Origin of the sequence: Anaerococcus sp. HMSC075B03 (genome assembly GCF_001815585.1) — a bacterium.
In the GTDB taxonomy this organism is placed as follows: domain Bacteria; phylum Bacillota; class Clostridia; order Tissierellales; family Peptoniphilaceae; genus Anaerococcus; species Anaerococcus vaginalis.
The window spans coordinates 30,376-53,742 of record NZ_KV821172.1 but is presented as its reverse complement, the minus strand read 5'-3'; the positions used below and the strand labels follow the sequence as shown (position 1 = coordinate 53,742).

22 protein-coding genes are annotated in these 23,367 nt (G+C 28.1%); 19 read left to right on the top strand and 3 right to left on the bottom strand.

Annotated elements, in window-relative coordinates; translation table 11 throughout:
• Positions 1-46: 46 nt before the first annotated feature.
• Positions 47-406: a desulfoferrodoxin family protein gene (locus HMPREF3045_RS02650; protein ID WP_070736969.1), complete on the bottom strand. Its 360-nt coding sequence runs from the start codon at positions 404-406 to the stop codon at positions 47-49.
• Between the two features lie 110 nt (positions 407-516).
• Here HMPREF3045_RS02650 and HMPREF3045_RS02645 point away from each other — a divergent pair, with 110 nt between their 5' ends.
• From HMPREF3045_RS02645 to recQ, 8 genes are all read left to right on the top strand, one after another.
• On the top strand, positions 517-1,647 hold the full coding sequence (locus HMPREF3045_RS02645; RefSeq protein ID WP_070736968.1) for a THUMP domain-containing class I SAM-dependent RNA methyltransferase: 1,131 nt from the start codon (positions 517-519) through the stop codon (positions 1,645-1,647).
• A gap of 41 nt (positions 1,648-1,688) precedes the next feature.
• Positions 1,689-3,107 (top strand): L,D-transpeptidase family protein, encoded by a 1,419-nt coding sequence (locus HMPREF3045_RS02640; RefSeq protein WP_070736967.1) that lies wholly within the window; start codon positions 1,689-1,691, stop codon positions 3,105-3,107.
• 71 nt (positions 3,108-3,178) lie between these two features.
• Positions 3,179-4,012 carry an energy-coupling factor transporter ATPase gene (locus HMPREF3045_RS02635; RefSeq protein WP_070736966.1) on the top strand — a complete coding sequence of 278 codons (834 nt, stop codon included), beginning with the start codon at positions 3,179-3,181 and terminating at the stop codon, positions 4,010-4,012.
• Complete coding sequence (locus HMPREF3045_RS02630; RefSeq protein WP_070736965.1) at positions 4,009-4,866, top strand: energy-coupling factor transporter ATPase; 858 nt, start codon at positions 4,009-4,011, stop codon at positions 4,864-4,866. The genes HMPREF3045_RS02635 and HMPREF3045_RS02630 overlap by 4 nt, the downstream gene beginning before the upstream one ends.
• A complete protein-coding gene (locus tag HMPREF3045_RS02625) occupies positions 4,859-5,653 on the top strand; it encodes an energy-coupling factor transporter transmembrane component T family protein (protein WP_070736964.1) in 795 nt (264 codons plus the stop codon). The genes HMPREF3045_RS02630 and HMPREF3045_RS02625 overlap by 8 nt, the downstream gene beginning before the upstream one ends.
• Positions 5,650-6,408, top strand: coding sequence for a tRNA pseudouridine(38-40) synthase TruA (gene truA, locus HMPREF3045_RS02620; protein ID WP_019118097.1), 759 nt, complete (start codon positions 5,650-5,652; stop codon positions 6,406-6,408). The genes HMPREF3045_RS02625 and truA overlap by 4 nt, the downstream gene beginning before the upstream one ends.
• A gap of 21 nt (positions 6,409-6,429) precedes the next feature.
• A complete protein-coding gene (locus tag HMPREF3045_RS02615) occupies positions 6,430-7,419 on the top strand; it encodes a DUF4097 family beta strand repeat-containing protein (RefSeq protein WP_070736963.1) in 990 nt (329 codons plus the stop codon).
• 40 nt (positions 7,420-7,459) lie between these two features.
• The gene (gene recQ, locus HMPREF3045_RS02610; RefSeq protein ID WP_070736962.1) at positions 7,460-9,247 is read left to right on the top strand and encodes a DNA helicase RecQ; all 1,788 of its coding nucleotides are present in this window, start codon (positions 7,460-7,462) and stop codon (positions 9,245-9,247) included.
• Between the two features lie 63 nt (positions 9,248-9,310).
• Here the strand turns inward: recQ and asnA are convergent, their stop codons facing one another.
• Positions 9,311-10,324: an aspartate--ammonia ligase gene (gene asnA, locus HMPREF3045_RS02605; protein ID WP_070736961.1), complete on the bottom strand. Its 1,014-nt coding sequence runs from the start codon at positions 10,322-10,324 to the stop codon at positions 9,311-9,313.
• 166 nt (positions 10,325-10,490) lie between these two features.
• Between asnA and HMPREF3045_RS02600 the strand changes: the two genes are divergently transcribed.
• The 10 genes from HMPREF3045_RS02600 (at position 10,491) to HMPREF3045_RS02555 (ending at position 19,769) form a co-directional block, all read left to right on the top strand.
• The gene (locus HMPREF3045_RS02600) at positions 10,491-11,444 is read left to right on the top strand and encodes a substrate-binding domain-containing protein (protein ID WP_070736960.1); all 954 of its coding nucleotides are present in this window, start codon (positions 10,491-10,493) and stop codon (positions 11,442-11,444) included.
• A 146-nt stretch (positions 11,445-11,590) separates the two neighbouring features.
• Positions 11,591-12,451 carry a substrate-binding domain-containing protein gene (locus HMPREF3045_RS02595; RefSeq protein WP_070736959.1) on the top strand — a complete coding sequence of 287 codons (861 nt, stop codon included), beginning with the start codon at positions 11,591-11,593 and terminating at the stop codon, positions 12,449-12,451.
• The gene (gene pstC, locus HMPREF3045_RS02590; protein WP_070736958.1) at positions 12,452-13,312 is read left to right on the top strand and encodes a phosphate ABC transporter permease subunit PstC; all 861 of its coding nucleotides are present in this window, start codon (positions 12,452-12,454) and stop codon (positions 13,310-13,312) included.
• 9 nt (positions 13,313-13,321) lie between these two features.
• Positions 13,322-14,122 carry a phosphate ABC transporter permease PstA gene (gene pstA, locus HMPREF3045_RS02585; RefSeq protein ID WP_070607858.1) on the top strand — a complete coding sequence of 267 codons (801 nt, stop codon included), beginning with the start codon at positions 13,322-13,324 and terminating at the stop codon, positions 14,120-14,122.
• 10 nt (positions 14,123-14,132) lie between these two features.
• Positions 14,133-14,990, top strand: coding sequence for a phosphate ABC transporter ATP-binding protein PstB (pstB, locus tag HMPREF3045_RS02580; RefSeq protein ID WP_070736957.1), 858 nt, complete (start codon positions 14,133-14,135; stop codon positions 14,988-14,990).
• 1 nt (position 14,991) lies between these two features.
• Positions 14,992-15,609: a phosphate signaling complex PhoU family protein gene (locus HMPREF3045_RS02575; RefSeq protein WP_004838275.1), complete on the top strand. Its 618-nt coding sequence runs from the start codon at positions 14,992-14,994 to the stop codon at positions 15,607-15,609.
• Positions 15,606-16,265, top strand: a complete 660-nt coding sequence (locus HMPREF3045_RS02570; RefSeq protein ID WP_019118086.1) for a response regulator transcription factor — start codon at positions 15,606-15,608, stop codon at positions 16,263-16,265. The genes HMPREF3045_RS02575 and HMPREF3045_RS02570 overlap by 4 nt, the downstream gene beginning before the upstream one ends.
• Positions 16,262-17,881, top strand: coding sequence for a sensor histidine kinase (locus HMPREF3045_RS02565; RefSeq protein WP_070736956.1), 1,620 nt, complete (start codon positions 16,262-16,264; stop codon positions 17,879-17,881). Before HMPREF3045_RS02570 ends, HMPREF3045_RS02565 begins: the two co-directional genes overlap by 4 nt.
• Positions 17,882-17,946: 65 nt before the next feature.
• On the top strand, positions 17,947-18,237 hold the full coding sequence (locus HMPREF3045_RS02560) for a (2Fe-2S) ferredoxin domain-containing protein (RefSeq protein WP_004838280.1): 291 nt from the start codon (positions 17,947-17,949) through the stop codon (positions 18,235-18,237).
• Between the two features lie 23 nt (positions 18,238-18,260).
• Positions 18,261-19,769 carry a 4Fe-4S dicluster domain-containing protein gene (locus HMPREF3045_RS02555; protein WP_019118085.1) on the top strand — a complete coding sequence of 503 codons (1,509 nt, stop codon included), beginning with the start codon at positions 18,261-18,263 and terminating at the stop codon, positions 19,767-19,769.
• Positions 19,770-19,846: 77 nt separating this feature from the next.
• Here the strand turns inward: HMPREF3045_RS02555 and HMPREF3045_RS02550 are convergent, their stop codons facing one another.
• Positions 19,847-21,061 (bottom strand): FprA family A-type flavoprotein, encoded by a 1,215-nt coding sequence (locus HMPREF3045_RS02550; RefSeq protein WP_070736955.1) that lies wholly within the window; start codon positions 21,059-21,061, stop codon positions 19,847-19,849.
• A 366-nt stretch (positions 21,062-21,427) separates the two neighbouring features.
• On the opposite strand from HMPREF3045_RS02550, the gene HMPREF3045_RS09070 reads away from it, so the two are divergent.
• Positions 21,428-23,359: an acyl-CoA dehydrogenase family protein gene (locus HMPREF3045_RS09070; RefSeq protein ID WP_083316574.1), complete on the top strand. Its 1,932-nt coding sequence runs from the start codon at positions 21,428-21,430 to the stop codon at positions 23,357-23,359.
• Positions 23,360-23,367: the final 8 nt, after the last annotated feature.

Genomic DNA, 23,367 nt, shown 5'->3' with positions numbered 1-23,367 from the left:
TGCAAAATGATTTATTCATTAGCAACAGTCCTTTTTTAATAAAATCTTATTTAATTTCTAAAGAATTTTCCCAAAGTCCATGAATATTGCAATAGCTTAGTGCAAATAATGTACCCTTTTTATCAGATTTAAATTCGCTAACTGCTTTTGGTGTAGTGTAAATTTCGCTTTCGCCGTGAGCAGAAAAATTATAATTTGCAACTTCTACTGGCAATTTTCCACCTTCAGGAACAAAGAAAACTTTAATCCAAACAATATGATGCTCTAAAGTATTTGGATGAGCAATTTCTTTTCCGACAAAAGCAGAAACTTCATATTTTCCTTCGCCAAGTTCTTTATATTCTAATTCTGGTACGTGTTTTTCATTTTTCCAATCGCCTGATTGAACTGTTTGTGTTAATAACATAAAATCCTCCTAAATTTTTATCTACATTTATTTAATACCCTTCCATGATAAAAAATAACAAAATTATAAAAGTTTTTAAAATCCCTTGAATTTGATATAATAAATATATTATGGAAAAAATAATAATAACAACAAGCTTTGGTATGGAAAGCTTAATAAAAAGACAATTAGAAGAAGAAAATTACAAAAATTTTGAAGTTTTAAATGGAAAAATTATTTTAAATGGAAATTTTGATGATATAGGCTATTTAAATTTAAATTTAAGAGAAGCTGATAGGATATTTTTAGAAATTGAATCTTTTACTGCAAAAACCTTTGAAGAATTATTTGAAAATATAAAAAAAATAGATTGGTTTGATTATTTAAAAATTGATGATAATTTTATTGTAAACGCAAGAACTTATAAATCAAAATTGTTTTCTATTCCATCAATCCAATCAATAAGTGAAAAAGCTATAATTGATTCATTAAAAAGAAAATATAAAATTTCAACTTTCAAAAAATCAGGCTCTCGTGTTCAAGTTGAAATTATGATTGAAAAAGATAAGGTTTCAGTTTGCCTTGATACATCAGGAGATGGTCTTCACAAAAGAGGTTATAGACAAGGAAGTGTAAAAGCCCCTATAAGAGAAAATTTGGCAGCAGGGCTTGTTGATTTATCTTTTTATAAAGATGATAGGTTTTTGTTTGATGGATTTTGTGGTTCAGGTACTATTTTAATTGAGGCTGCAAGAAAAGAAAGAAATATAGCACCAGGACTTGATAGAGATTTTGATTTTACATCTTTTAAATTTTATGACAAAAAAAGATTTGAAAAAATAAAAAAAGAAGCTTATGAAAAAATTGATTATAGGAAAAAAATAAATATTCTAGGTTCTGATATATCCAAAAAAGCAATTGAGCTTGCAAAAAATAATGCTTTGAATGCAGGAGTTTATGAAGATATTACTTTTTTAAATAAGGATTTTAAAGAAATAAATTTAAAAGATAATTTTGGAATTTTCATTTCAAATCCACCATACGGAGAAAGATTATCAAGATTTGATAAGGCAAAAATTTCAAAAATGATAAATGAAAAATTTAAAAATTTAAATACTTGGTCAATGTTTATAATTTCATCAGATGAAAATATTGATAAAAATATAAAAAGAAAATTATCCAAAAAAAGAAAATTATATAACGGAGGACAAAAAGTAGATTTATATCAATTTTTCGGCAAAAAACCAAAAAAAGATAGATAAAATTACTTTTAAGTGGTACTATAATTACAGTTATTTAGGAGGTGTTTATTATCGATAATCAACAAACAGGTAACAATACAAAAAAAGTTATTTTAACAATAGGCGGTATTGTTGTAGGAATATATATAATCGGTACTATTTTATTTACATTTGTAAGCTTGCCAAATACACATGTAAATGGTAGAGATGTTTCATTTGCTCCAAAAGAATCAGTTATTGGAGATAGCGTTGGAGATTTTGATATAAAAATAAAAGGAATTGATGATAAAGAGCTAGTTTTTAATTCAAAAGATATTGACTACAAGGCAAATATCCCAAAAGGAGCAAGCCTTGACCAAAATCCATTAAAATGGCCTATAAGTTTTTTTTCAAAAGAAAGTTTTGAATTTGATTATAAAGTAAACTATGATGAAAATAAACTTGAAGATATTTTAAAAAATTCTAAGTTTATGAATAAAATAGTAGAACCAGAAGATGCAAAATTAGAATTTGATGGAAAAGAATTTAAAATTAAAAAAGAAGTAAAGGGAAATAAAGTAAAATATAATAAATTAAAGGAAGCCCTTGTATCAGCAATAAAAACAAGAAATGCTGATATAGAACTTGATGAATCTTTTTATGAACAACCAAAAGTTTATGCAAAAGATGAAAATTTACAAAAAGCATTAGACCAAGCAAACGGAGCATTAAAATTGAGCTTTAAATTTAATATTAATGGATTCGATTATAAAATTGAAGGCGAAAAATTAGCTGAAATGGTTGATTTTGAAGATGGAAAATTAACTTTAAATCACGAAAAAGTTACAGAATATGTAAGTAAAATGGCAGAAGAAACAAATACTTACGGCAAAAATAGAAAGTTTAAAGCCACTGATCTTGGAGAAATCACTGTAAATCCAGGAGTTTATGGATATAAATTAAATGAAGAAGAAACAATTAAATCATTTTTAGATGCTTTCGAAAAAGGTAAATCAGCAGAAATCGAGCCTGTTTATTTAAAAGCAGGTCTTAACAGATATGAGGATGGGTCTGATATTAAAGACACATATATAGAAGTAGATTTATCTAGACAACATCTTTGGTATTATAAAAATGGAGAAGTATTATTGTCAACTGACATAGTTACAGGAAGATTATCTGAGGGAGCTTTAACTAATAAAGGTGTAGGGTCTATACTTTCTAAAGAAAAAAATTCTACATTAAAGGGAAAAAATTTTGATGGAAGTGATTACAAAACTCCAGTAAAATATTGGATGCCAATAGGCTGGGATGGCGAAGGATTCCATGATGCTAATTGGAGATATTCTTTTGGTGGAAATATTTATTTATATAATGGCTCTCATGGTTGTCTAAATATGCAACCAAGTCAAGCTGAAAAATTATTTAATTTAGTTGAGCATAATACACCTGTAGTTATATATGAATCATCAACAGATTATTCACCACCAATGTCATATTAATTTTTAAAAAGTGCTATCTATTTTTAGATAGTCGCTTTTTATGTTTAAAAAAGTATTGAAAGGAAGAAAAATTGATTAAAATTGAAAATTTAAATTTTTCTTATAAAAATAATTCAGACGAAAATGAAAATATAGAATACACTGCGGCTTTAAATGATTTAGACTTGTCAATTAATAAGGGAGAATTTGTAGCTATTTTAGGTCATAATGGATCAGGAAAATCAACTTTGGCAAAGCTTTTGAATGGACAAATATTTCCTACAAGTGGAGATATTTTAATTTGTGGAATGAATACAAAGGATGATAAAAAAATTTGGGAAATTAGGGAAAAATGTTCTATGGTTTTTCAAAATCCTGATAATCAAATGGTGGCAACTACTGTAGAAAATGAAGTTGCATTTGGTCCTGAAAATTTGCAAATTAAAAATCCTGAGTTAAGACAAAGAGTAGATGAGGCAATAAAACTTGTAGGTATGCAAGATTATATAAAAAAATCTCCTTCAGAGCTTTCAGGCGGTCAAAAACAAAGAGTTTCTATAGCTGGAGTTATAGCTATGTTATCAGATTGTATTATTTTTGATGAACCAACGGCTATGCTTGATCCAAAAGGTAGAGCCGATGTTATGAATATAATACACGATTTAAATAAAAAATATAAAAAAACAGTTGTCCATATTACTCATTATATGGAAGAGGCAGCTCTTGCTGATAGGATAATTGTTTTAAACAAAGGAAGAAAAGAGCTTGAAGGAAGTGCTAGGGAAGTTTTTTCAAATGTTAAAGAAATGAAAGATTTAGGACTTACAGTTCCACAAGTTACAGAAATTGCCTATGAGCTTGAAAAAGAAGGCTATAATTTTGATAAATTGCCTTTAAATATAGAAGAATTTTTGGAGCTAGTATGAAAATTGAATTAAAAAATGTTGATTATATTTATAATGAAGATAGAGAAGAAAAAAGCTACGCTCTAAAAAATATAAATTTAGAGATTAATAAACATGAAATAATTGGTTTAATTGGACAAACTGGTTCTGGAAAATCTACTTTAGTACAACTTTTAAATGGACTTTTGATTCCTACAAATGGAGATGTTTTTGTAGATGGAGTTAATACAAAAGAAAAAAAGACAAGAAGAGATATAAGATTTAAGGTTGGTCTTGTTTTTCAATATCCAGAAAATCAGTTGTTTGAAGAAACTGTTGCAAAAGATATTGCCTTTGGTCCAAAAAATATGGGGCTTTCTGATGAAGAAATTCAAAAAAGAGTAAAAAATTCTATGGAAGCAGTAGGTCTTGATTATGAAACTATAGCAGAAAAATCTCCCTTTGAATTATCTGGAGGTCAACAAAGAAGAGTTGCTCTTTGCGGAATTATTTCTATGAATCCGAAAGTTTTAGTTTTAGATGAGCTTACAGCAGGACTTGATCCAAGGGGACGAGATAATATTTTTGGAGAAATTTTAAAATTATATAACAATGACCCAGAACTTACAATTGTTTTGGTTTCGCATTCAATGGAAGATGTGGCAAAATATGTTGATAGAGTTATTGTTATGAACAAGGGGGAAATATTTTCTGACAAATCAACTTATGACACCTTTACAAAAACAGATTTATTGTCGATAGGATTAGACATTCCTCAAGTTACAAAATTTATGAAAGCCTTAAAAGAAAGAGGCGAAAATGTAAGGGATGATATTTATACGGTTGAAGATGCTGTAGTTGAGTTGAAAAAATATTTGGAGGCTAAAAATGAGTAACATAGCTATAGGTCAATATTTGCCATACGATACATTTATTCATAGACTTGATCCAAGAGTAAAATTAATTGCATCTTTACTTTTTATAATCACAATATTTTTTGTAGAAAATTTTGTAGGATATATTCCTTTTGTGATTTTATTAATTGCCATGGTAAGTATTGGAAAAATTCCTGTAAAGTCCCTAATAAAAAGTGTTAAGCCCTTGATATGGATTTTATTAATAACTGGACTTATAAATTTATTTACAACAAGTGGAAGGACACTTTTTACAATTTTTTCCTTAACGGCAACTTATGAGGGATTATATAAAACTATTTTTATGTTTGTAAGAATTATAATGATAGTTGTTTCTACTTCAGTTTTAACTTTTACAACTTCTCCAATGGAGCTTACAGATGGTTTGGAAAAATTGTTAGGGCCTTTAAAAAAATTTGGTTTTCCGGCAGGAGAGCTTGCTATGATGGTTTCAATTTCTCTAAGATTTATTCCAACTTTATTTGAAGAAGCTCAAAGAATAAAAATGGCACAAATGGCAAGAGGGGCAGATTTTGAGTCTGGAAATATTATTAACAGGGCAAAAAATATGATTCCCTTATTAGTTCCTCTTTTTATAAATTCATTTAAAAGAAGTGATGATCTTGCAACAGCGATGGAGGCAAGACTTTATAGAATTGGTAGAGAAAGAACAAGGTTAAATGAAATAAAAATGACAAAAACTGATAGTTTAGTTTTGATTTTATTTATTTTATTTTGTAGCATAGTTATTATTAAATTTTTTATATGACAATTCAAAACATTTTATTAAAGATCCAGTATGATGGGTCTTTATTTGAAGGATTTCAAATTCAAAAAAACAAAAGAACAGTACAAAAAGAGTTGGAAGATGCTATTAGGAAAGTTACTGGAGAAGAAAATAGAATTATTGCTAGTGGAAGAACAGATAGTGGTGTTCATGCAAATGAAATGTATATAAATTTTTTGACTGCCAAAAATATTAGGGCTGATAAATTTCATTTTCATCTTAAAAAATATTTACCTGATGATATTTTAGCTCTTGAATCAAAAAAAGTAGATAAAAATTTTCATGCAAGATTTTCAGTAAAAACAAAAACTTATAAGTATGTTATTTCGCTTGATAAAATTCTCCATCCAATTTATAGAAATTATATGGAGCAGGTAACTTATAAACTAGATTTTGATAAACTTAGACAAGGGATGGAAATTTTAAAGGGCGAACATGATTTTAAAGCCTTTATGCTTAGTGAAAAAAATGATATAATTAATACAATAAGAAAAATTGATGATTGCTACTTTGTTTTGAATGAAAATAGATTGTATTTATATTTTAAGGCTGAAAGTTTTCTTCACAATCAAGTTAGAATTATGGCTGGCTCTTTGATTGAATTAAGTCGTGGGAAAATTAGCCTTGATGATTTTAAATATTACTTTAATGAAAATAATACAAGAAGAGCAAATCCAACTTTAAAAGCTGGAGGGCTTTATCTTGATAGCATAGACTATAGCAATTTAAAAAGTTAGTTATTATTATGGGAGAGTTAAATGAGTAAAAATAAAAAAAATAATAGCTTTAAACTTGATAAAAAGCAAATGGCTATAGGCTTTTTTGCCCTTATTGTTTTGGCTTTAATTTTCTTTTTGTCAAGAAATATAGATTTTGCTAGTAAAGAAGGCAAGTCTTCAAAAGAAATTAATGAAAATTCTTATAATTCATCAAAGATTATGAGAGTTGACCTTGATGATCTAAAATCAATTGATTTTGATTTGAATACTTGTGATGTAAGAATTCAAGAGTCTTCTACAAACCCTTACGTAGAATATACAAATCTTTATAAAGATGATTATTCCTATGAAGTAAAAACTAAATATAAAGATGGTAATTTAAAATTATCTTCTGATATAAAGGGAAAAGAACTTTATATGAAAAATAAAATTCAAATTGTTAGAATTTTTTTGCCAAAAAATAAATATCTAGAAAGTATCAAGGGCAGAGTTGGTGCTGGGGATATAAAAATAAGTGGGCTTTCATGTAAAGATTTGGATCTTGATTTAAAAAGCGGAAATATTTCTTTTGAAAATTCAAAAATTTCTGGTGCAGTTAAAAATAAAACTGGCTCTATTATGCTAAAAAAATCTGAAATCAAAAATACTAATTTGACAACAACAAGTGGAAATATTTTGGTTTCCGATTGCAAGCTTATGGCAAATGAATCAATGGAAACAGAAAATGGAGATATAAAAATAAAAATTAAAGATCCGATAAATTCTTTTAATATTAATGCCAAATTAAATGTAGGAAATTTTGTTTTGGGAGATGTTTCTTATAGAAATATTTTGGATGGATACCAAACTGGAAAAAATAAAAAGAAAATCCTAAATCTTAAAACAAACATAGGAGATATTTTGTTTAATCAAAATGAAAAAGAACAAATAAATGAAGAAGATTTTATAGATGGGCCAGATGAACAATCTTCAAATGAATCTTCAAATTCAAATGACGACAATATAAATAATAAAGATGAAAATAATTAAGTGTTAGGCTTAATTATTTTTTTTAGGTAAAAGGTAGGATATGGATATTTTAAAAAGTTTAAAAAAATATTTTGGTTTTGATTCTTTTAGAAAAGGGCAAGATGAATTAGTTGAAAATATATTAAAAGGAAATGACGTCTTGGGAGTTTTGCCGACAGGCGGTGGCAAATCAATTTGCTACCAACTTCCGGCATTAATGCTTGATGGAATTTGCCTTGTGATTTCTCCTTTAATTTCTTTAATGAAAGATCAGGTAGATTCTTTAAAGGAAAATGGAATTAAGGCAGAATTTATAAATTCAAGCCAAGATATTAAAACTTATACACAAACATTAAGAAAAATAAAAAGAAATGAAATAAAAATTTTATATATTTCTCCAGAAAGATTAGAAAACGAATTTTTCATCGATTTTATTAAAGATTTAAATATTTCATTTATAGCAGTTGATGAGGCACATTGTATTTCTCAGTGGGGACATGATTTTAGACCATCATATAAATTAATTCCCCAAATTTATGATTTGTTTGATAAAAAAATACAAATAGCAGCCTTCACTGCAACAGCTACAAAATCAGTTAGAGAAGATATAATAAATAATTTAAAATTATCAAATCCTTTTGTAAAAGTTACAGGATTTGATAGGGAAAATCTTTTGTTTGAAGTAAGAAAGCCAAAAGATAAATTGGCATTTCTTTCGAATTATTTATCAGATAAAAAAGATTTATCGGGAATTATTTATGCCTCAACTAGAAAAAGGGTTGAAACTTCTTATAAATATTTGAAAAAATTATCTTATAATGTAACTTTGTACCATGCGGGACTAAGCGATAAGGAAAAAAAGAAAAATCAAGAAGATTTTATTTATGATAGAAAAAATATAATTGTTGCAACAAATGCTTTTGGAATGGGAATTGATAAATCTGATGTAAGATATGTAATTCACATGAATATGCCAAAGGATATGGAATCTTATTATCAAGAGGCAGGCAGGGCAGGAAGAGATGGCGAAAAATCTGATGCAATTTTACTTTATTCAACTCAAGATATAGTTATAAATAAATATTTAATTTCCCAATCTCTTAACAGAGCTTATCAATTAGTAAAACTAGAAAAACTTCAAACAATAATAAATTATGTAAATACAAATAAGTGTTTGAGAGCATTTATTTTGGAATATTTTGGTCAAGATGCAAAAGAAAAATGTAATAATTGTTCAAATTGCTTAGATGATTATGAAAAAATTGACGTAAGCCTTGATAGTCAAAAAATTTTATCTTGTATTTATAGATTAGGACAAAGATATGGGATTTCTACAATTGTCGATTGTTTGAAAGGGTCAAATAACAAAAATTCCAAAGAAAAAAATTTGAAAAATATATCAACTTTTGCTTTGATGAAAGAAAATAATACAAAATATATAAAGGATTTGATAGGAGTTTTGATTGCAGATGGTTATATAAAAGTTTCTGGTTTTAAATATCCAATCTTAAAATTAAATGAAAAATCAAAAGAAGTTTTATTTTCTAAAAAGAAAGTTTATATTAGGGATTTGAAAGAAGGAAATAAAAAAGAAAAAATTGATAAATTTAATGGAAATTTTGATTATGACATAGATTTATTTAATAATTTGAAAAAATTAAGGCTAGAAATTTCTAAAAAAAGAAATATTCCGCCTTTTATAGTTTTCTCTGACGCATCTTTAATAGATATGGCAAGATTAAAACCAAAAAATGAAAGAGATTTTTTGAAAATAAAAGGAGTAGGCGAAAAAAAATTAAGCCAATATGGGGACTTGTTTATTGGAAAAATTATAGAATTTGATAAGTAAAAAATAAAAAAGGATTAGAATACCTATTCAAAAACTCTTAGGTATAAAAATCCTTTTTTTAATTTATAATAATATAACTGAATTTTTCTTTAATTCTTCTCTCATTTCATCTGGCCAATAGGATACTTGAACTTCTCCAATGTGAGCTTTTTGTAAAAAGAACATACAAAGTCTTGATTGACCGATTCCGCCTCCTATTGTTTGAGGAAGTTCATTATTTATAAGTAATTTGTGATACTTATAATTTAATCTTTCTTCGCAATCAGAAATTTTTAATTGTTCTTTTAATGTTTTTGCATCAACTCTTATTCCCATTGATGATAGTTCTAATTGGTCATCTAAAACTGGATTGTAAACTAAAATATCTCCATTTAAATTCCAATCGTCATAATCTGGAGATCTTAAATCGTGAACTTCCCCATTTGATAAAACTTTTCCAATTTGCATTAAAAATATTGCCTTATATTTTTTGCAAGCAGCTTTTTCTCTTTCCTTGCTGTCTTTACATTCTGGAAATTCATCTATTAATTCTTGGCTTGTCATAAATTTTATATTATTTGGCAATAATTTAACTCTTTTTGGAATTAGATGACAAAGATATTCGTCTAGGGCTCTTAGGGTATTAAAAATTGTAAGAACTGTTGCTTTTAAATAATCTACATTTCTATCGCTAGGCTCAATTACTTTTTCCCAATCCCATTGGTCAACATAAAATGAGTGAGTATTATCTGGCACTTCGCATCTTCTAATTGCGTTCATATCTGTGTAAAGTCCCTCATACATTGCAAAATTATATTCTTTTAGAGCGTATCTTTTCCATTTTGCAAGTGAGTGAACAATTTCCATTTTTTCATCATTTGCTTCAGGGAGTGTAAATTTAACAGGTTCTTCAACACCAGATAGGTTATCATTTAAACCAGTAGAATTTTCTACAAATAAAGGTGCTGAAACTCTTTTTAAATTCAAATTATTTGATAAATTTATTTGGAAAAAATCTTTTATTTCTTTTATTAGCATTTGTGTCTTATATAAATTTTTATCGCTTTGATAATTTTCTGGTATTTTTATTTCTTGCATATTCTCTCCTAATTCTTTTTCTATTTTTACTATTAAATTATATAGTTTTTTATATTAATTACAAGATTTTAAAATAATTAACATAAATTTTACATTTGCCTAATCATTTCAAAACAAAAAGGATTTATTATTCATAATGAAGTTACAAATATTAAAGGAGAAAATAATGAAAATTAAAAATTCAAAAATTATAGTTGCGGCACTTTCCTTATCAATGATTTTATCAGCTTGTGGAAATAAGGATAATTCTAATGATGGATCAAACGGATCAAATCCAACTGAAAATGCAAGTACTGCAAGTGAGAAAAAAGAAGGCGAAAATACTAAAGCTAATGAAGAAGATTTTGATATAACTGTTGTATCAAGAGAAGATGGTTCAGGAACAAGGGGAGCTTTTATTGAACTTGTTGGTCTTGAAGAAGAAAAAGATGGAGAGAAAAAAGATTTAACAACTGATGAAGCTGTTGTACAAAATTCTACAAATGGAGTTATGCAAACTGTATCTCAAGATCCGTCTGCAATTGGTTATGTTTCTTTGGGAAGTGTAAATGATAATGTAAAAAAAGTAAAAGTTGATGGAGCAGAAGCTACAGAAGAAAATATTGAATCTGGAGCTTATACTTTACAAAGACCTTTCAACCTTGCTTTCAAAGAAGATAAACTTGACGATTTGGCAAAAGACTTCTTGGCATTTGTTTTGAGCAAAGACGCTCAAGAAATAGTTGAAAAAGAAGGATATATAAAAGTTGAAGCAAAAGATTATGAAGGCAAAAAAATCAAAGGAGATTTAACAATTGCAGGTTCTACATCTGTTACTCCTCTAATGGAAAAACTTGTTGAAAAATATAAAGATGTAAACCCAGATGCAAATATAGAAATCCAATCAACAGGATCATCTTCAGGAATCGAATCAACAATTTCTGACGTAAGCCAAATTGCTATGGCATCAAGGGAATTAAAAGATGATGAAAAAGATAAACTTCAAGTAGAAGTTTTAGCAAAAGATGGAATTGCAGTAATTGTTAATAAAGAAGATTCTAAAATAAATGATTTAACAAAAGAACAGTTAAAAGAAATTTTTTCTGGCAAACTTAAAAATACCTCTAATCTAAATAAATAAAAATTTTAAATAGGCTCTTAGGTAAAATTCCTATGAGCTTATTTTTTTGAAATTTTTTATAAACTTTACATAGATTTTACATAAGATTTATCAAATCAATACAAGGATTTAATATTATTATGTAAAGAAAATGAGAAGGAGATTGTATGGCAAAAAAAATATTATGGCTTATTTCTACTTTGCTTTTAATTACATCTTGCACTGGTAAAAAAACAAATGTAAATAAGAGCAAAAATTTTGACCTTACTGTAACAAGTAGGGAAGATGGATCGGGAACGAGAAAAAGTTTTATCGAACAAGTTGGTTTGATAAAGGAAGATAAAAATGGAAATTATAAAGATTTGACAACAGATAATTCTATGGTTATAAATTCAACAAATGGAGTTTTGAAAGCCGTTGGAGTTGATAAAACTGCAATAGCTTATGTATCTTTAACTGCTTTGGATGATTCAGTTAAAGCTATTAAAATTGATGGAGTAAGTCCAAATAAAAATACAATTGAAAGTGGCGAATATAAGTTGCAAAGACCATTTGGACTTGTCTACAAAAAAGATTCAGCCAAAGACTTATCCAAAGATTTTTTGGAATATGTTAAAAGCAAAAGTGCAAAAAATTTAATTGAAGATGAAGGACTTCTTGCTATTACAAATGAAAAAGAATATAAATCAAAAAATCTCAAGGGTAAATTAACAATTACAGGCTCATCATCACTAAGTTCAATTGTAGAAAAACTTGCTGAAAATTATGAAAAATTAAATAAGGATGTTGAAGTAGAAGTTTTATCCAACGAATCTTTGACAGGTTTAAAAAATGTGAAAGATAATGTTGTAGATATTGCTATGGTTTCAAATAAATTACAAGATGAAAATCTTTTTTCAGAAATTTTTGCCATTGATGGCATAGCAATAATTGTAAATAAAGATAACACTCAAATTAATGATTTGACAATGGAGCAATTGAGAGATATTTATAAGGGAGAGATAAAAAATACAGGAGAGTTAAAATAAATGAAATCATTTAAGGAAAAATTTGGAGAAATTGTATTTTTAATTTCTGCTATTATGTCTATTATATTAATAATTCTTATTACTTTTTTTATTTTTAGGTCAGGGATAGATTTTGTTAATAAATATGGACTTATAAAATTTATTACAGGAAATAAATGGGCGCCAACCGCAAAACCAGCATTTTTTGGAATAGGGCCAATGATTGTCGGCTCAATTATTGTAACAGTTTTATCAGCAATAATTGCAATTCCATTTGGACTTGCTGTATCAATTTTTATGGCTTATTATTCAAAAAAATCTTACAATTTTTTAAATGGCCTTATAAATTTGATGGCAGCAATTCCTTCAATTATTTATGGATTTTTTGCTATGATGGTTTTGGTTCCATTTATTTCAAAAACTTTTAAAACTGGTGGAATGAATATGCTAACCGCATCAATTTTATTAGCAATTATGATCCTTCCAACCATGGTAAATATTTCGAAAAATTTCTTAGAGCAAGTTCCAGAAGTTTTTTATACAGGCTCTCTTGCACTTGGAGCTACAAAGGAAGAAACAATTAGAAAAGTCATGGTGCCTTATGCAAAAAGCGGAATTTATTCTTCAATAATTCTTGCTATTGGTAGGTCAATTGGAGAAACCATGGCAGTGTATTTGGTAATTGGAAACCAACCAAGAATGCCTGATAGTCTTTTTGATGGAGTAAGAACTCTTACAACAAATATAGTTTTGGAAATGGGCTATGCATCTGGTCTTCACAGAGAGTCCCTCATTGCCACAGGCATGGTTTTATTTGTATTTATTCTTTTGATAAATATAATATTTAATTTTATAAGAAATAAAGATCAATCAAGAATGTAGAGGTAGAAGATGAAAAAATCTTTTAAAATAATAATTTATGTCTTATCACTTTTGGGATTTGCTGCAGGTGGAATTGTTATTGCATATATTTTATTAAATGGAATTCCAAATATTTCGCCGTCACTTTTTGAATTTAAATATTCATCCCAAAATGTTTCTATAATTCCAGCTCTTGTTACAACATTTTTATCAATTTTGATAACCCTACTTGTAACTTTGCCAATAGGAATTTTTACTGCAATTTATTTGTCCCAATATGCAAAAAATAAATTTATAATTAAATCTGTAAGATTTGCTACAGAAATTCTTTCATCAATCCCATCAATCGTTTATGGTTTGTTTGGATATTTATTTTTTGTTGATGCCCTTCATTTGGGATATTCCTTAATCGCTGGTTGCTTGACAGTTTCAATTATGATTCTTCCAACTATAATTAGAACAACAGAAGAGGCGATTTTAAATGTAAATCCTCTCCAAGCTCACGCATCACTTGCTCTTGGTGCTACAAAAATTCAAACAATTTTTAAAATAATAATTCCAGAAGCAATAAATGGAATTTTGGGAGGAATATTTTTATCAACAGGAAGAATAGTAGGAGAATCAGCTGCCCTAATTTATACAATGGGAACTGTAGCAAAAACACCTTCATCAATTTTTGATTCTGCAAGAACTATGGCAGTTCACATGTATGTTTTGTCGACTGAAGGTTTTCATGTAAAAGAAGCTTATGCAACAGCTGTTTTGCTTTTGGTTTTTGTGATTTTACTCAATTTTGTATCAGCAAAAATTTCAAAAGCAATAGTAAAATAAGGAGATAATAATGGAAAAAACAAAGGATTATAATTTAAATAAGTTTTTATCAGAAGATAAGAATAGGATAAAAACTTTTTTTGGAAAAAACGAAGAAAATAATTTGGAAAATAAAAAAACAATAATCAATGTAAAAGATTTAGATTTATTTTATGGAGATTTCCAAGCCTTAAAAAAAATTAATATGGAAATAAAAGAAAATGAAATCACAGCCTTTATTGGACCAAGTGGTTGTGGTAAATCTACAACTTTAAAATGTTTTAATAGGATGAACGATTTAGTTGATGATTGTAAAATAAAAGGGCTAATAGAAATTGACGGCAAAGATATTAATAAAAAAAATGTTGATGTTGTTAGTTTAAGAAGAAATGTAGGCATGGTTTTTCAAACACCCAATCCCTTTTCAAAATCTGTTTATGATAATATAACTTACGGTCCAAAAATTGATGGAATTAAAGATAAAGATGAACTTGATGCAATAGTAGAAAAATCTTTGAAAGCTGCAAGCGTATGGGATGAAGTAAAAGATAAATTAGACAGAAATGCTCTATCATTTTCTGGTGGACAACAACAAAGAATTTGCATAGCAAGAGCTCTTTCTGTAAATCCAGAAATAATTTTGATGGACGAGCCAACAAGTGCCCTTGATCCAATTTCTACTGCATCAATTGAAGAATTATTAGAAGATTTAAGGGGTAAATATACTATAGTAATAGTTACTCATAATATGCAACAAGCAGCAAGAATTTCTGATAGAACGGCATTTTTCTTGACTGGAGAAGTTATTGAAATGGATCAAACAAAAAAAATATTTAATGATCCAAAAGATAAAAGAACTGAAGATTATATAACAGGAAGGTTCGGTTGATATGAGAACAAGATATATTGAAGATTTAAATAATATTAGGGAAATGGAAAAAAATGTTTCGGAGCTAATCGAAGTGTCATACGATAGGTTTATTTTATATGTTGAAAATAATCAAAAAAATAATCTTGAAGAAATAATTGACCTTGATCATGATATTAGACAATATGGCGCAGATATAGAAAGATTTTGCTATGATCTTTTGGCTTTGCAACAACCAGTTGCAAGAGATTTGAGATTTTTACAAATGTCTATTAAACTTGCATCAACCTATAAAAGAATTTCAAATCATTTGGCACAAGCCGCTGCAATTATTTTGGAATTTCCATTAAGAGATGAAGAAAGAGAATTTGTAAAAGAATTTATAAAAAATCAAAAAGATATGAATATTAATAGCATTCAAAGTTTCGAAGACAATGATAATGAGCTTGCCCTAAGAACAATAGAAGATGACCAAATTAATAATAAATTATTTGAAGATTGCATTCATTACCTTGTAAAACTTACAAAAACAGACCAAATAACACCTATGGAATTGTCTGAAAAAGTACTTTTCTATAAATATTTTGAAAGAGTAGGAGATAGGCTAGCAAAAATAGCTGATTATTCAACGAGATTATGATTTATGTTGTAGAAGATGACAAGGCAATAAGAAATTTAGTTTTATATGCTTTAAAAGAAAAAAATTATCAAGTTAGAGGCTTTGAAGACGGTCTGAATGTTGTAGAATCTTTGAAAAATGAAAATGTAGATTTGTTAATTTTGGATATAATGTTGCCAGAAAAAGACGGAATAGAAATTTTGAAAGAAGTTAGAGAATTTTCAGATATTCCTATAATAATGCTTACAGCAAAAAATGATGAATATGATAAAGTTTTAGGACTTGAAAGCGGAGCTGATGATTATATTACCAAACCATTTTCTATTTTAGAATTAATTTCAAGAATTAAGGCTGTTTTAAGAAGAAGCGAAAAGAAAGATAGCGAGCATTTATCTTATAAAAACATAAGAGTAAATATCAAAAAAAGAACAGCAAAAATTGATGGAGAAAAAATCGACTTAACCTACAAGGAATTTGAAATGCTCTTGTTATTTTTATCAAATATTGGTAATGTTATAACAAGAGAAGATTTTCTACTAAAAATTTGGGGCTATGATTATGAGGGCGAAACAAGAACAGTTGACGTTCACATAGCAAGTCTTAGAAATAAATTAAAATCTGCAGGACTTCACATAAAAACTGTAAGAAATTTAGGATATAAACTTGGAGAAATATGAAAAAAATAATTGAGAAAAATATTAATATTATAACAAGTTCACTAATTATTGTTATTTTTATAATTTTCTCTTTATTTTCATACCAAAGACAAACAAAAGCTCAAGATGAATTTGTAGAAAATTCTTTGAGCTTTTTTGCTTTTGGAGAAATTGACGGAAATAAAGTTAAAAATTTTAAAAAATCCTACAAATACGATTTGCTAGTAAAAGATGAAAAAGAAAAAGTCATCTATAATACTGGGATAGATAAAAATATAATAAAAAATTATGAGTTTGAAGATATTGATATAGTAAAAAAATCCAAAAAAAATTACCTAGGCTATGAAAGAAAAATTTTTGCGAAAAAATCTCATGACAAAATATTTGCCATAGAATTTTATAATACTTCTTTTCTTTTGTATCTTTTTAAAAGAATTTATATGTTAATATTTGCAATAATTTTTGCCTTAATAATAAATAAATTTTTCACAAATTCCCTATACGAAAAACTTATAAATCAATTCAAAGAAGAAATAAATGATAAAAAAGATTTTGAAGATTTAAAAGACAATCCAAAAAAATATTTGGATAAATTAATAAATGAAAAAGGAAAAATTGAAGATGAAAATTTAAAATTAAAAACAAGAATAGCCAATATTGAAAAAATAACATCAAATATGGAAGAAGGCTTTATATATTTCGATAAAGCTGGAAATATTGTAATAATTAACGATGCTGCAAAAAATTTATTAAATATCAACAGAGAAAACAAACTAGATAATTTAATTGACAATGAAGACTTTAAACTTGCCCTAAGACAAACAAGACTTCTAAAAAAAGGAAAAAATTTAGATTTGGATCTTGATGAAATTTCAGTAAAAATATTTTTGGATCCTGTAATAGATGAAGATATTGTTTCTTATATTGTAATTGTAATTGACAATTCAAAAAACAAAAAAGCAGAAGCAATGCGAAGAGAATTTAGCTCAAATGTAAGTCATGAGTTAAAATCTCCTCTAACAAGTATAAATGGTTATGCAGAGCTAATAGCCACAGGCCTTGCAAAAGATGACGATATAAAAAAATTTGGACAAATTATAAATGAAGAAGGAAATAGACTTTTAAATATTATTGACGATATATTAAAACTTTCAAAACTTGATGAAGAAAATTTACAAGAAGGAAAAACCATAATAAATATAAAAAATGTTGTAGATCAAAGTATAAATAGATTTAAAAGAATTTCTGAAATGAAAAATATCAAAGTCGAAAACAAAGTTTGTGATATAAATATAAAAACTCACGAATCACTTTTTACAGACTTAGTTACAAATATTTATGAAAATGCAATAAAGTACAACAAAACAAACGGACAAATTACAATAAAATGTGAAAAAAATAAAAAAAATATAAATTTAATAATTGAAGATAGGGGAATTGGCATAAAAAAAGAAGATTTGCCAAGAATTTTTGAAAGATTTTATGTAGCTGACAAACAAAGAACAAGAACATTAAAATCAACAGGACTTGGCTTATCAATCGTAAAACATATTTGTGATTACTTAAATTACGATATAAAAGTAGAAAGCAAATATGGATATGGAAGTAAATTTATAATTTCAATTCCAGCTTTGTAATTTTATTTTTTAATTTTATTTGATATAATTATTATGAGTAATTATTAAAATTTTAAGGAGTAGATATGAAAATACAAGTTTGTGCAGGCGCAAGATGTACTATGCTAGGATCTGACATAATTTATAACAGGTTATCAGATTTTGTAGAAGAATTTAACGACAGAATATATAAGGGCGATTTAGATGTACAAGAAATCGAACTTGAAATAGAAATGGTAACTTGCAATGATGTTTGCAAAAAAAATAAAAAAAATTCCCCGGTTGTTATTGTTGACGGAAAAATTTTTACAAATGCAAAAACACAAGTTATCATGGAGTACATATTAGATAAGGCTTTTGAAGAAAATTTTAAATAAAATATTTAAGGAAAGAATAAATAATGAAAGAAACATACATAAACATATTAAATATTAGAAGAATGGCCTTTGAACACATTGCAAAAATTGCTTTTGAAAATAGGCCAATATATGACATAGCTACAGAAGTATTTGATATACTTCCAGGAGAAGAAGCATCTTATAGGGAAAATATTTTTAGAGAAAGAGCAGTAATGGGCGAAAGACTAAGAATGGGAGTTGGTCTTCACGCAAGAACAGCCGATAATACTGGAGCTATTACTGATGGTTTGGATGACGAAGATTTTGATATAAAAAAATATGAACCACCACTTGTTTCAGTAATAAAAATAGCTTGCGAAGCATGTCCTGAAAATAGGGTTGAAGTTACAAATACTTGTAGAGCATGTATTGCTCATCCATGCGTAAATGTTTGTCCAAAAAATGCTATTACCTATACATCAAAAGGTTCAATAATCGACCAAGACAAATGTATAAAATGTGGAAAATGCGTAGAAGCTTGTCCATACAATGCTATTGCTCATACAAAAAGACCATGTGCAGAATCTTGTGGAGTTAAGGCAATAAAAAGCGATAAATTAGGAAGAGCAGAAATTGACGATGACAAATGTGTAGCTTGTGGAAGATGTATAACATCATGTCCATTTGGAGCAATTTCAGATAAAACAGAAATTTACCAATTGGCAAAAGCATTAAATACAGACAAACACGTTTACGCAATTGTTGCTCCATCATTTGTAAGACAATTTGGTCAAATGGCATCTCCTGTTCAAATAAAAGAAGCAATCAGAAAATTAGGTTTTAGAGATGTAATAGAAGTAGGACTTGGAGCAGATCTTACAACATTAAATGAAGCTCACGAATACGTAGAAAGCGTGCCAGAAAAAATTCCATTTATGGGAACATCATGCTGTTATTCTTGGAAATTAATGGTAAAGAAAAAATTCCCAGAAATAAATGACAAAATTTCAGAATCATCAACACCAATGATTTATTCAGGAAAACACATCAAAAAAATGGACGAAAAAGCACAAGTGGCATTTATTGGGCCATGTATTTCCAAAAAACTCGAAGCAAGAAGACCAGAAGTTGCAGAAACAATTGATTATGTAATAACTTATGAAGAGCTAATGGGAATGTTCTTGGCAAAAGATATAGACCCTGCAGAAATAAAAATTGAAGAAGATTGGCAAGATGCATCAGAAACAGGAAGAAATTATGCAGTAAGCGGAGGAGTAGCTGAAGCTGTAAAAAGAAGAATTGCAGAAATAAATCCTGATTTAGAAGTTAATGTAGAAAAAGCAGAAGGACTTGCCGACTGCGTAAAACTTGCCCAAATGGCAAAACTAGGAAGAAAAGACGGACTATTATTAGAAGGAATGGCATGCGTAGGAGGATGCGTAGGAGGCCCTGGAACCTTAATTTCAGAATTAAAAACAGGCAAAGCAGTAAAACAATTTGCCAAAGAATCAATCTACAAATCCCCATACGACAACAAAAACATACCAGAAGAAGATAAACCAAAAGATTGAAAAAATTAAGAGCATATAAATATGCTCTTTTTTTTGTACAAAAAAAGATGCGAATTTTCGCATCTTTTTAATATTTTTTACTTATCTAAATCTTCCTTAATAGCCTTAGCTAAATTTTCAAGAGTTTTTTCTTGGTCATCTTTCATTGAAGAATTTATTATGAAATCTTCTCCAACGTATTCGTGTTTTCCTTTTTCAAGAATTTCTTTTGCTTGTTCAAGAGATTTTCCACCCCATGAATAATTGTGAATGAATGAGATGTGTCTGTTTTGGTAGCCTGTTCCAACTAATTCTCTTAAAAGAGCATCCATCTTATGGTATAAACCTGCATTATAATTCATTGCTACAAAAACTTGGTTTGAATATTTGTGGCTATCAGCAATAATATATGAAAAATCATTGTCAGAAACATCATATAATTTTATATTTTCAACTCCAAGTTCATCAAGTTTTGAAGCTAAAATATCAGCTGCTAATTCTGTGTTTCCATACATTGAAGAAAATACTATATTTACACCCTTAACTTCTGGTTTAAAATTTGCCCACTTATCATATTTATCTAAAATAAATTCTATAGATTTTTTGTCATCATAAATTGGTCCGTGAAGTGGTAAAATTCCATTAATTTCAAAATCAGATACTTTTTTAAGAAGATTTGTAACCATTTTTCCTTGTTTTCCAACTATATTTATATAATATCTTCTATTTTCATCAAGCCAAGAATCTTTTTTAATGTAGTGTTTAGCTGAAATATGTCCTTGTAAAACTCCAAATGAACCAAAAGCATCAGCTGAGAAGAATAAACCTTCTGTTGTTTCATAAGTCATAAAAACTTCTGGCCAGTGAACCATTGGAGCAAAAACAAATTTCAAATTTCTTTTACCAATATTTAATTCATCGCCATCTTTAATTTCTAAAAATCTATCTTCGTTGTATTTATCGTTTGGATAAAATTGATGGAAAAATTTTATTGTTTTTTGATTTCCTACAAATTTACAATTTGGATATTTGTCCAAAATAAAATCAATTGATCCACAATGATCAGGTTCCATGTGTTGAACGATAATATAATCTAAATCTTCTCCGTCAAGAGCTTTTTCAACATTATCAAGATAAGTTCTTATTACAGAAGAATCAGAGCCGTCCATCAAAACATTTTTTTCATCTTTTATAATATATGAATTGTAAGTTACGCCGTTTGGAAGGGTAAACATATTTTCAAATCTTTTTAAATCCCTATCATTGGCGCCCACCCAATAAATATTTTCATAAACTTTTTTTATAAATTGCATATAACCTCCAAAGTTTTATTTTTCTTAAAATCTATTATACCTTAATAAGTATAAAATTAAATAAAAAACAAAGCTGTCGTTATTTAAATTTTAATATTTTATCTAGAAAACTTTTTCATAAGCAAAGTTTTTAAATATATATTTTTATTACAAAAAAATATTTGGAAAAATTTTAAAAAATTTGATTAAATAAAGAATTTTAGGATATATAATAAGTGTAGATGTTTTACATATTCATATATTGCAATTTAATTTTATCATTATTTTTAATCTTTATAAAAATAAATTGTGTTGACAAAAAAACATTTTCAGTATAGAATTATATTGTAAAACAAAAATGGATATTATATTTTTTAGGAGGAATATATGCTTTTTAAAACAACAGATGAGCATGAAGCTTTACGTAAAAAAGTCAGAGAATTTGCTGAAGAAAAAGTAAAACCAATTGCTTTTGAGCTTGATCAAAACAACGAATTTCCTGACGAAATTGTAAAGGAAATGGGAGAATTAGGATTTTTAGGAATTCCTTATCCTAAGAAATACGGTGGTCAAGGTTTAGACGTAATGAGCTATGCGATCACAGTTGAAGAATTATCAAGAGTTGATGGTGGTGTTGGAGTTATTTGTTCTGCACATACATCTTTGGGTTCATGGCCTATCTACGCTTTTGGTACAGAAGAACAAAAGAAAAAATATTTAACACCATTAGCTAAAGGTGAAAAAATTGGTGCATTTGGTCTTACAGAAGAAAATGCTGGATCTGATGCAGGTGGAACAGAAACAACAGCTGAATTAGATTTGGATGGAAAAAGATATATTTTAAATGGTAAAAAAATCTTTATTACTAACGCACCAAAAGCAGATACATACGTAGTATTTGCAGTAACAACTCCAGGAATTGGAACTCATGGTATTTCAGCATTCATAGTTGAAAAAGGAATGGAAGGATTTACATGTTCTGATCACTATGACAAATTAGGTATTAGATCTTCATGTACTGCTGAATTACATTTTGATAATGTAAAAGTTCCTAAAGAAAATCTTTTAGGAAAAGAAGGTCAAGGATTTAAGATTGCTATGGCAACTCTTGACGGTGGTAGAATTGGTATTGCATCTCAAGCTTTAGGTATTGGACAAGGTGCTTATGAATCAGCTCTTGCTTATGCTAAAGAAAGAGAACAATTTGGTATGCCAATTGCTCATCTTCAAGCAAATACATTTAAGCTTGCTGACATGGCAACAAACTTAAAAGCTGCAAGACTTATGATTTATTCTGCTGCAGAATTAAAAGAAAATCACGAAAGATATTCAGCAGATGCAGCTATGGCAAAACAATTTGCATCTGATCTTGCTGAAAAAATAACTTCAGAAGCATTACAATTGTACGGTGGATCTGGATTTATTAAAGGTATCGATGTAGAAAGATTCTACAGAGATTCTAAGATTACACAAATCTATGAAGGTACAAATGAAATTATGAGAGTTGTTGTTGGAGCAAATACAGTAGGTAGAGCTCCAAAGGTTAAAGCTGTTGGATCAAATAAAAAATCTGGCCCTATTGCAGGAGTTAGAAAGGGAGAAATCTATGAAGGAGATCCTAAAGAAGCAGTTAAAAATCTTGTAGCAGCACTTAAGAAAGACGGATATGATTTTACTGTAGGAATTGATCCTTACACACCAATTGCAGATTCTGAAAGAATAGTTGTAGCAGGTCGTGGTATAGGTGAAAAGAAAAATATGAAATTGATTGAAGATTTAGCTTACCAAGCAGGAGCATCTATTTCATCATCAAGACCAGTTGCAGAAACACTTAAATATGTAGACATCAATAGATACGTTGGTATGAGTGGTCAAACATTTAAAGGAAACTTATATATAGGTGTAGGTGTATCTGGAGCAGGACAACACTTAAAAGGAATCAAAGACGCATCAACAATAGTTGCAATTAACAATTCTAAAAATGCTGCAATATTTAATAACTGTGATTATGGTATAGTTGGAGATGCTATGGTAATTCTTCCACTTTTAATCAAAGAATTAGATAATGGAGAAGCTAAGAAACCAGCACCACCAATGAAGAAAATAAAAAGATCTAAACCAAGAAAAATGGCTCCTACAAATCCAATTTATGTAGATTTAGGTTCTGGATATGAATACAATCCTGAACTTGGAGATCCAGAAAATGGAATTGAACCAGGAACACCATTCGATAAATTGCCAGATTCTTGGGTATCACCAGTATCAGGCGAAGCAAAAGATCAATTCATTAAAATGGATGTACCAGAAGACAGAAAGTAGTAGGAGGA

Excerpts from the sequence above, each read along its gene's own strand:
- HMPREF3045_RS02650 (WP_070736969.1), bottom strand. The coding sequence starts at position 406 with ATGTTATTAACACAAACAGTTCAATCAGGCGATTGGAAAAATGAAAAA.
- truA (WP_019118097.1), top strand. The coding sequence starts at position 5,650 with ATGACAATTCAAAACATTTTATTAAAGATCCAGTATGATGGGTCTTTA.
- HMPREF3045_RS02575 (WP_004838275.1), top strand. The coding sequence starts at position 14,992 with ATGAGAACAAGATATATTGAAGATTTAAATAATATTAGGGAAATGGAA.
- HMPREF3045_RS02600 (WP_070736960.1), top strand. The coding sequence starts at position 10,491 with ATGAAAATTAAAAATTCAAAAATTATAGTTGCGGCACTTTCCTTATCA.
- HMPREF3045_RS02570 (WP_019118086.1), top strand. The coding sequence starts at position 15,606 with ATGATTTATGTTGTAGAAGATGACAAGGCAATAAGAAATTTAGTTTTA.
- HMPREF3045_RS09070 (WP_083316574.1), top strand. The coding sequence starts at position 21,428 with ATGCTTTTTAAAACAACAGATGAGCATGAAGCTTTACGTAAAAAAGTC.
- recQ (WP_070736962.1), top strand. The coding sequence starts at position 7,460 with ATGGATATTTTAAAAAGTTTAAAAAAATATTTTGGTTTTGATTCTTTT.
- asnA (WP_070736961.1), bottom strand. The coding sequence starts at position 10,324 with ATGCAAGAAATAAAAATACCAGAAAATTATCAAAGCGATAAAAATTTA.
- HMPREF3045_RS02550 (WP_070736955.1), bottom strand. The coding sequence starts at position 21,061 with ATGCAATTTATAAAAAAAGTTTATGAAAATATTTATTGGGTGGGCGCC.
- pstC (WP_070736958.1), top strand. The coding sequence starts at position 12,452 with ATGAAATCATTTAAGGAAAAATTTGGAGAAATTGTATTTTTAATTTCT.
- HMPREF3045_RS02560 (WP_004838280.1), top strand. The coding sequence starts at position 17,947 with ATGAAAATACAAGTTTGTGCAGGCGCAAGATGTACTATGCTAGGATCT.
- HMPREF3045_RS02615 (WP_070736963.1), top strand. The coding sequence starts at position 6,430 with ATGAGTAAAAATAAAAAAAATAATAGCTTTAAACTTGATAAAAAGCAA.
- HMPREF3045_RS02645 (WP_070736968.1), top strand. The coding sequence starts at position 517 with ATGGAAAAAATAATAATAACAACAAGCTTTGGTATGGAAAGCTTAATA.
- HMPREF3045_RS02565 (WP_070736956.1), top strand. The coding sequence starts at position 16,262 with ATGAAAAAAATAATTGAGAAAAATATTAATATTATAACAAGTTCACTA.
- pstB (WP_070736957.1), top strand. The coding sequence starts at position 14,133 with ATGGAAAAAACAAAGGATTATAATTTAAATAAGTTTTTATCAGAAGAT.
- pstA (WP_070607858.1), top strand. The coding sequence starts at position 13,322 with ATGAAAAAATCTTTTAAAATAATAATTTATGTCTTATCACTTTTGGGA.
- HMPREF3045_RS02625 (WP_070736964.1), top strand. The coding sequence starts at position 4,859 with ATGAGTAACATAGCTATAGGTCAATATTTGCCATACGATACATTTATT.
- HMPREF3045_RS02630 (WP_070736965.1), top strand. The coding sequence starts at position 4,009 with ATGAAAATTGAATTAAAAAATGTTGATTATATTTATAATGAAGATAGA.
- HMPREF3045_RS02595 (WP_070736959.1), top strand. The coding sequence starts at position 11,591 with ATGGCAAAAAAAATATTATGGCTTATTTCTACTTTGCTTTTAATTACA.
- HMPREF3045_RS02555 (WP_019118085.1), top strand. The coding sequence starts at position 18,261 with ATGAAAGAAACATACATAAACATATTAAATATTAGAAGAATGGCCTTT.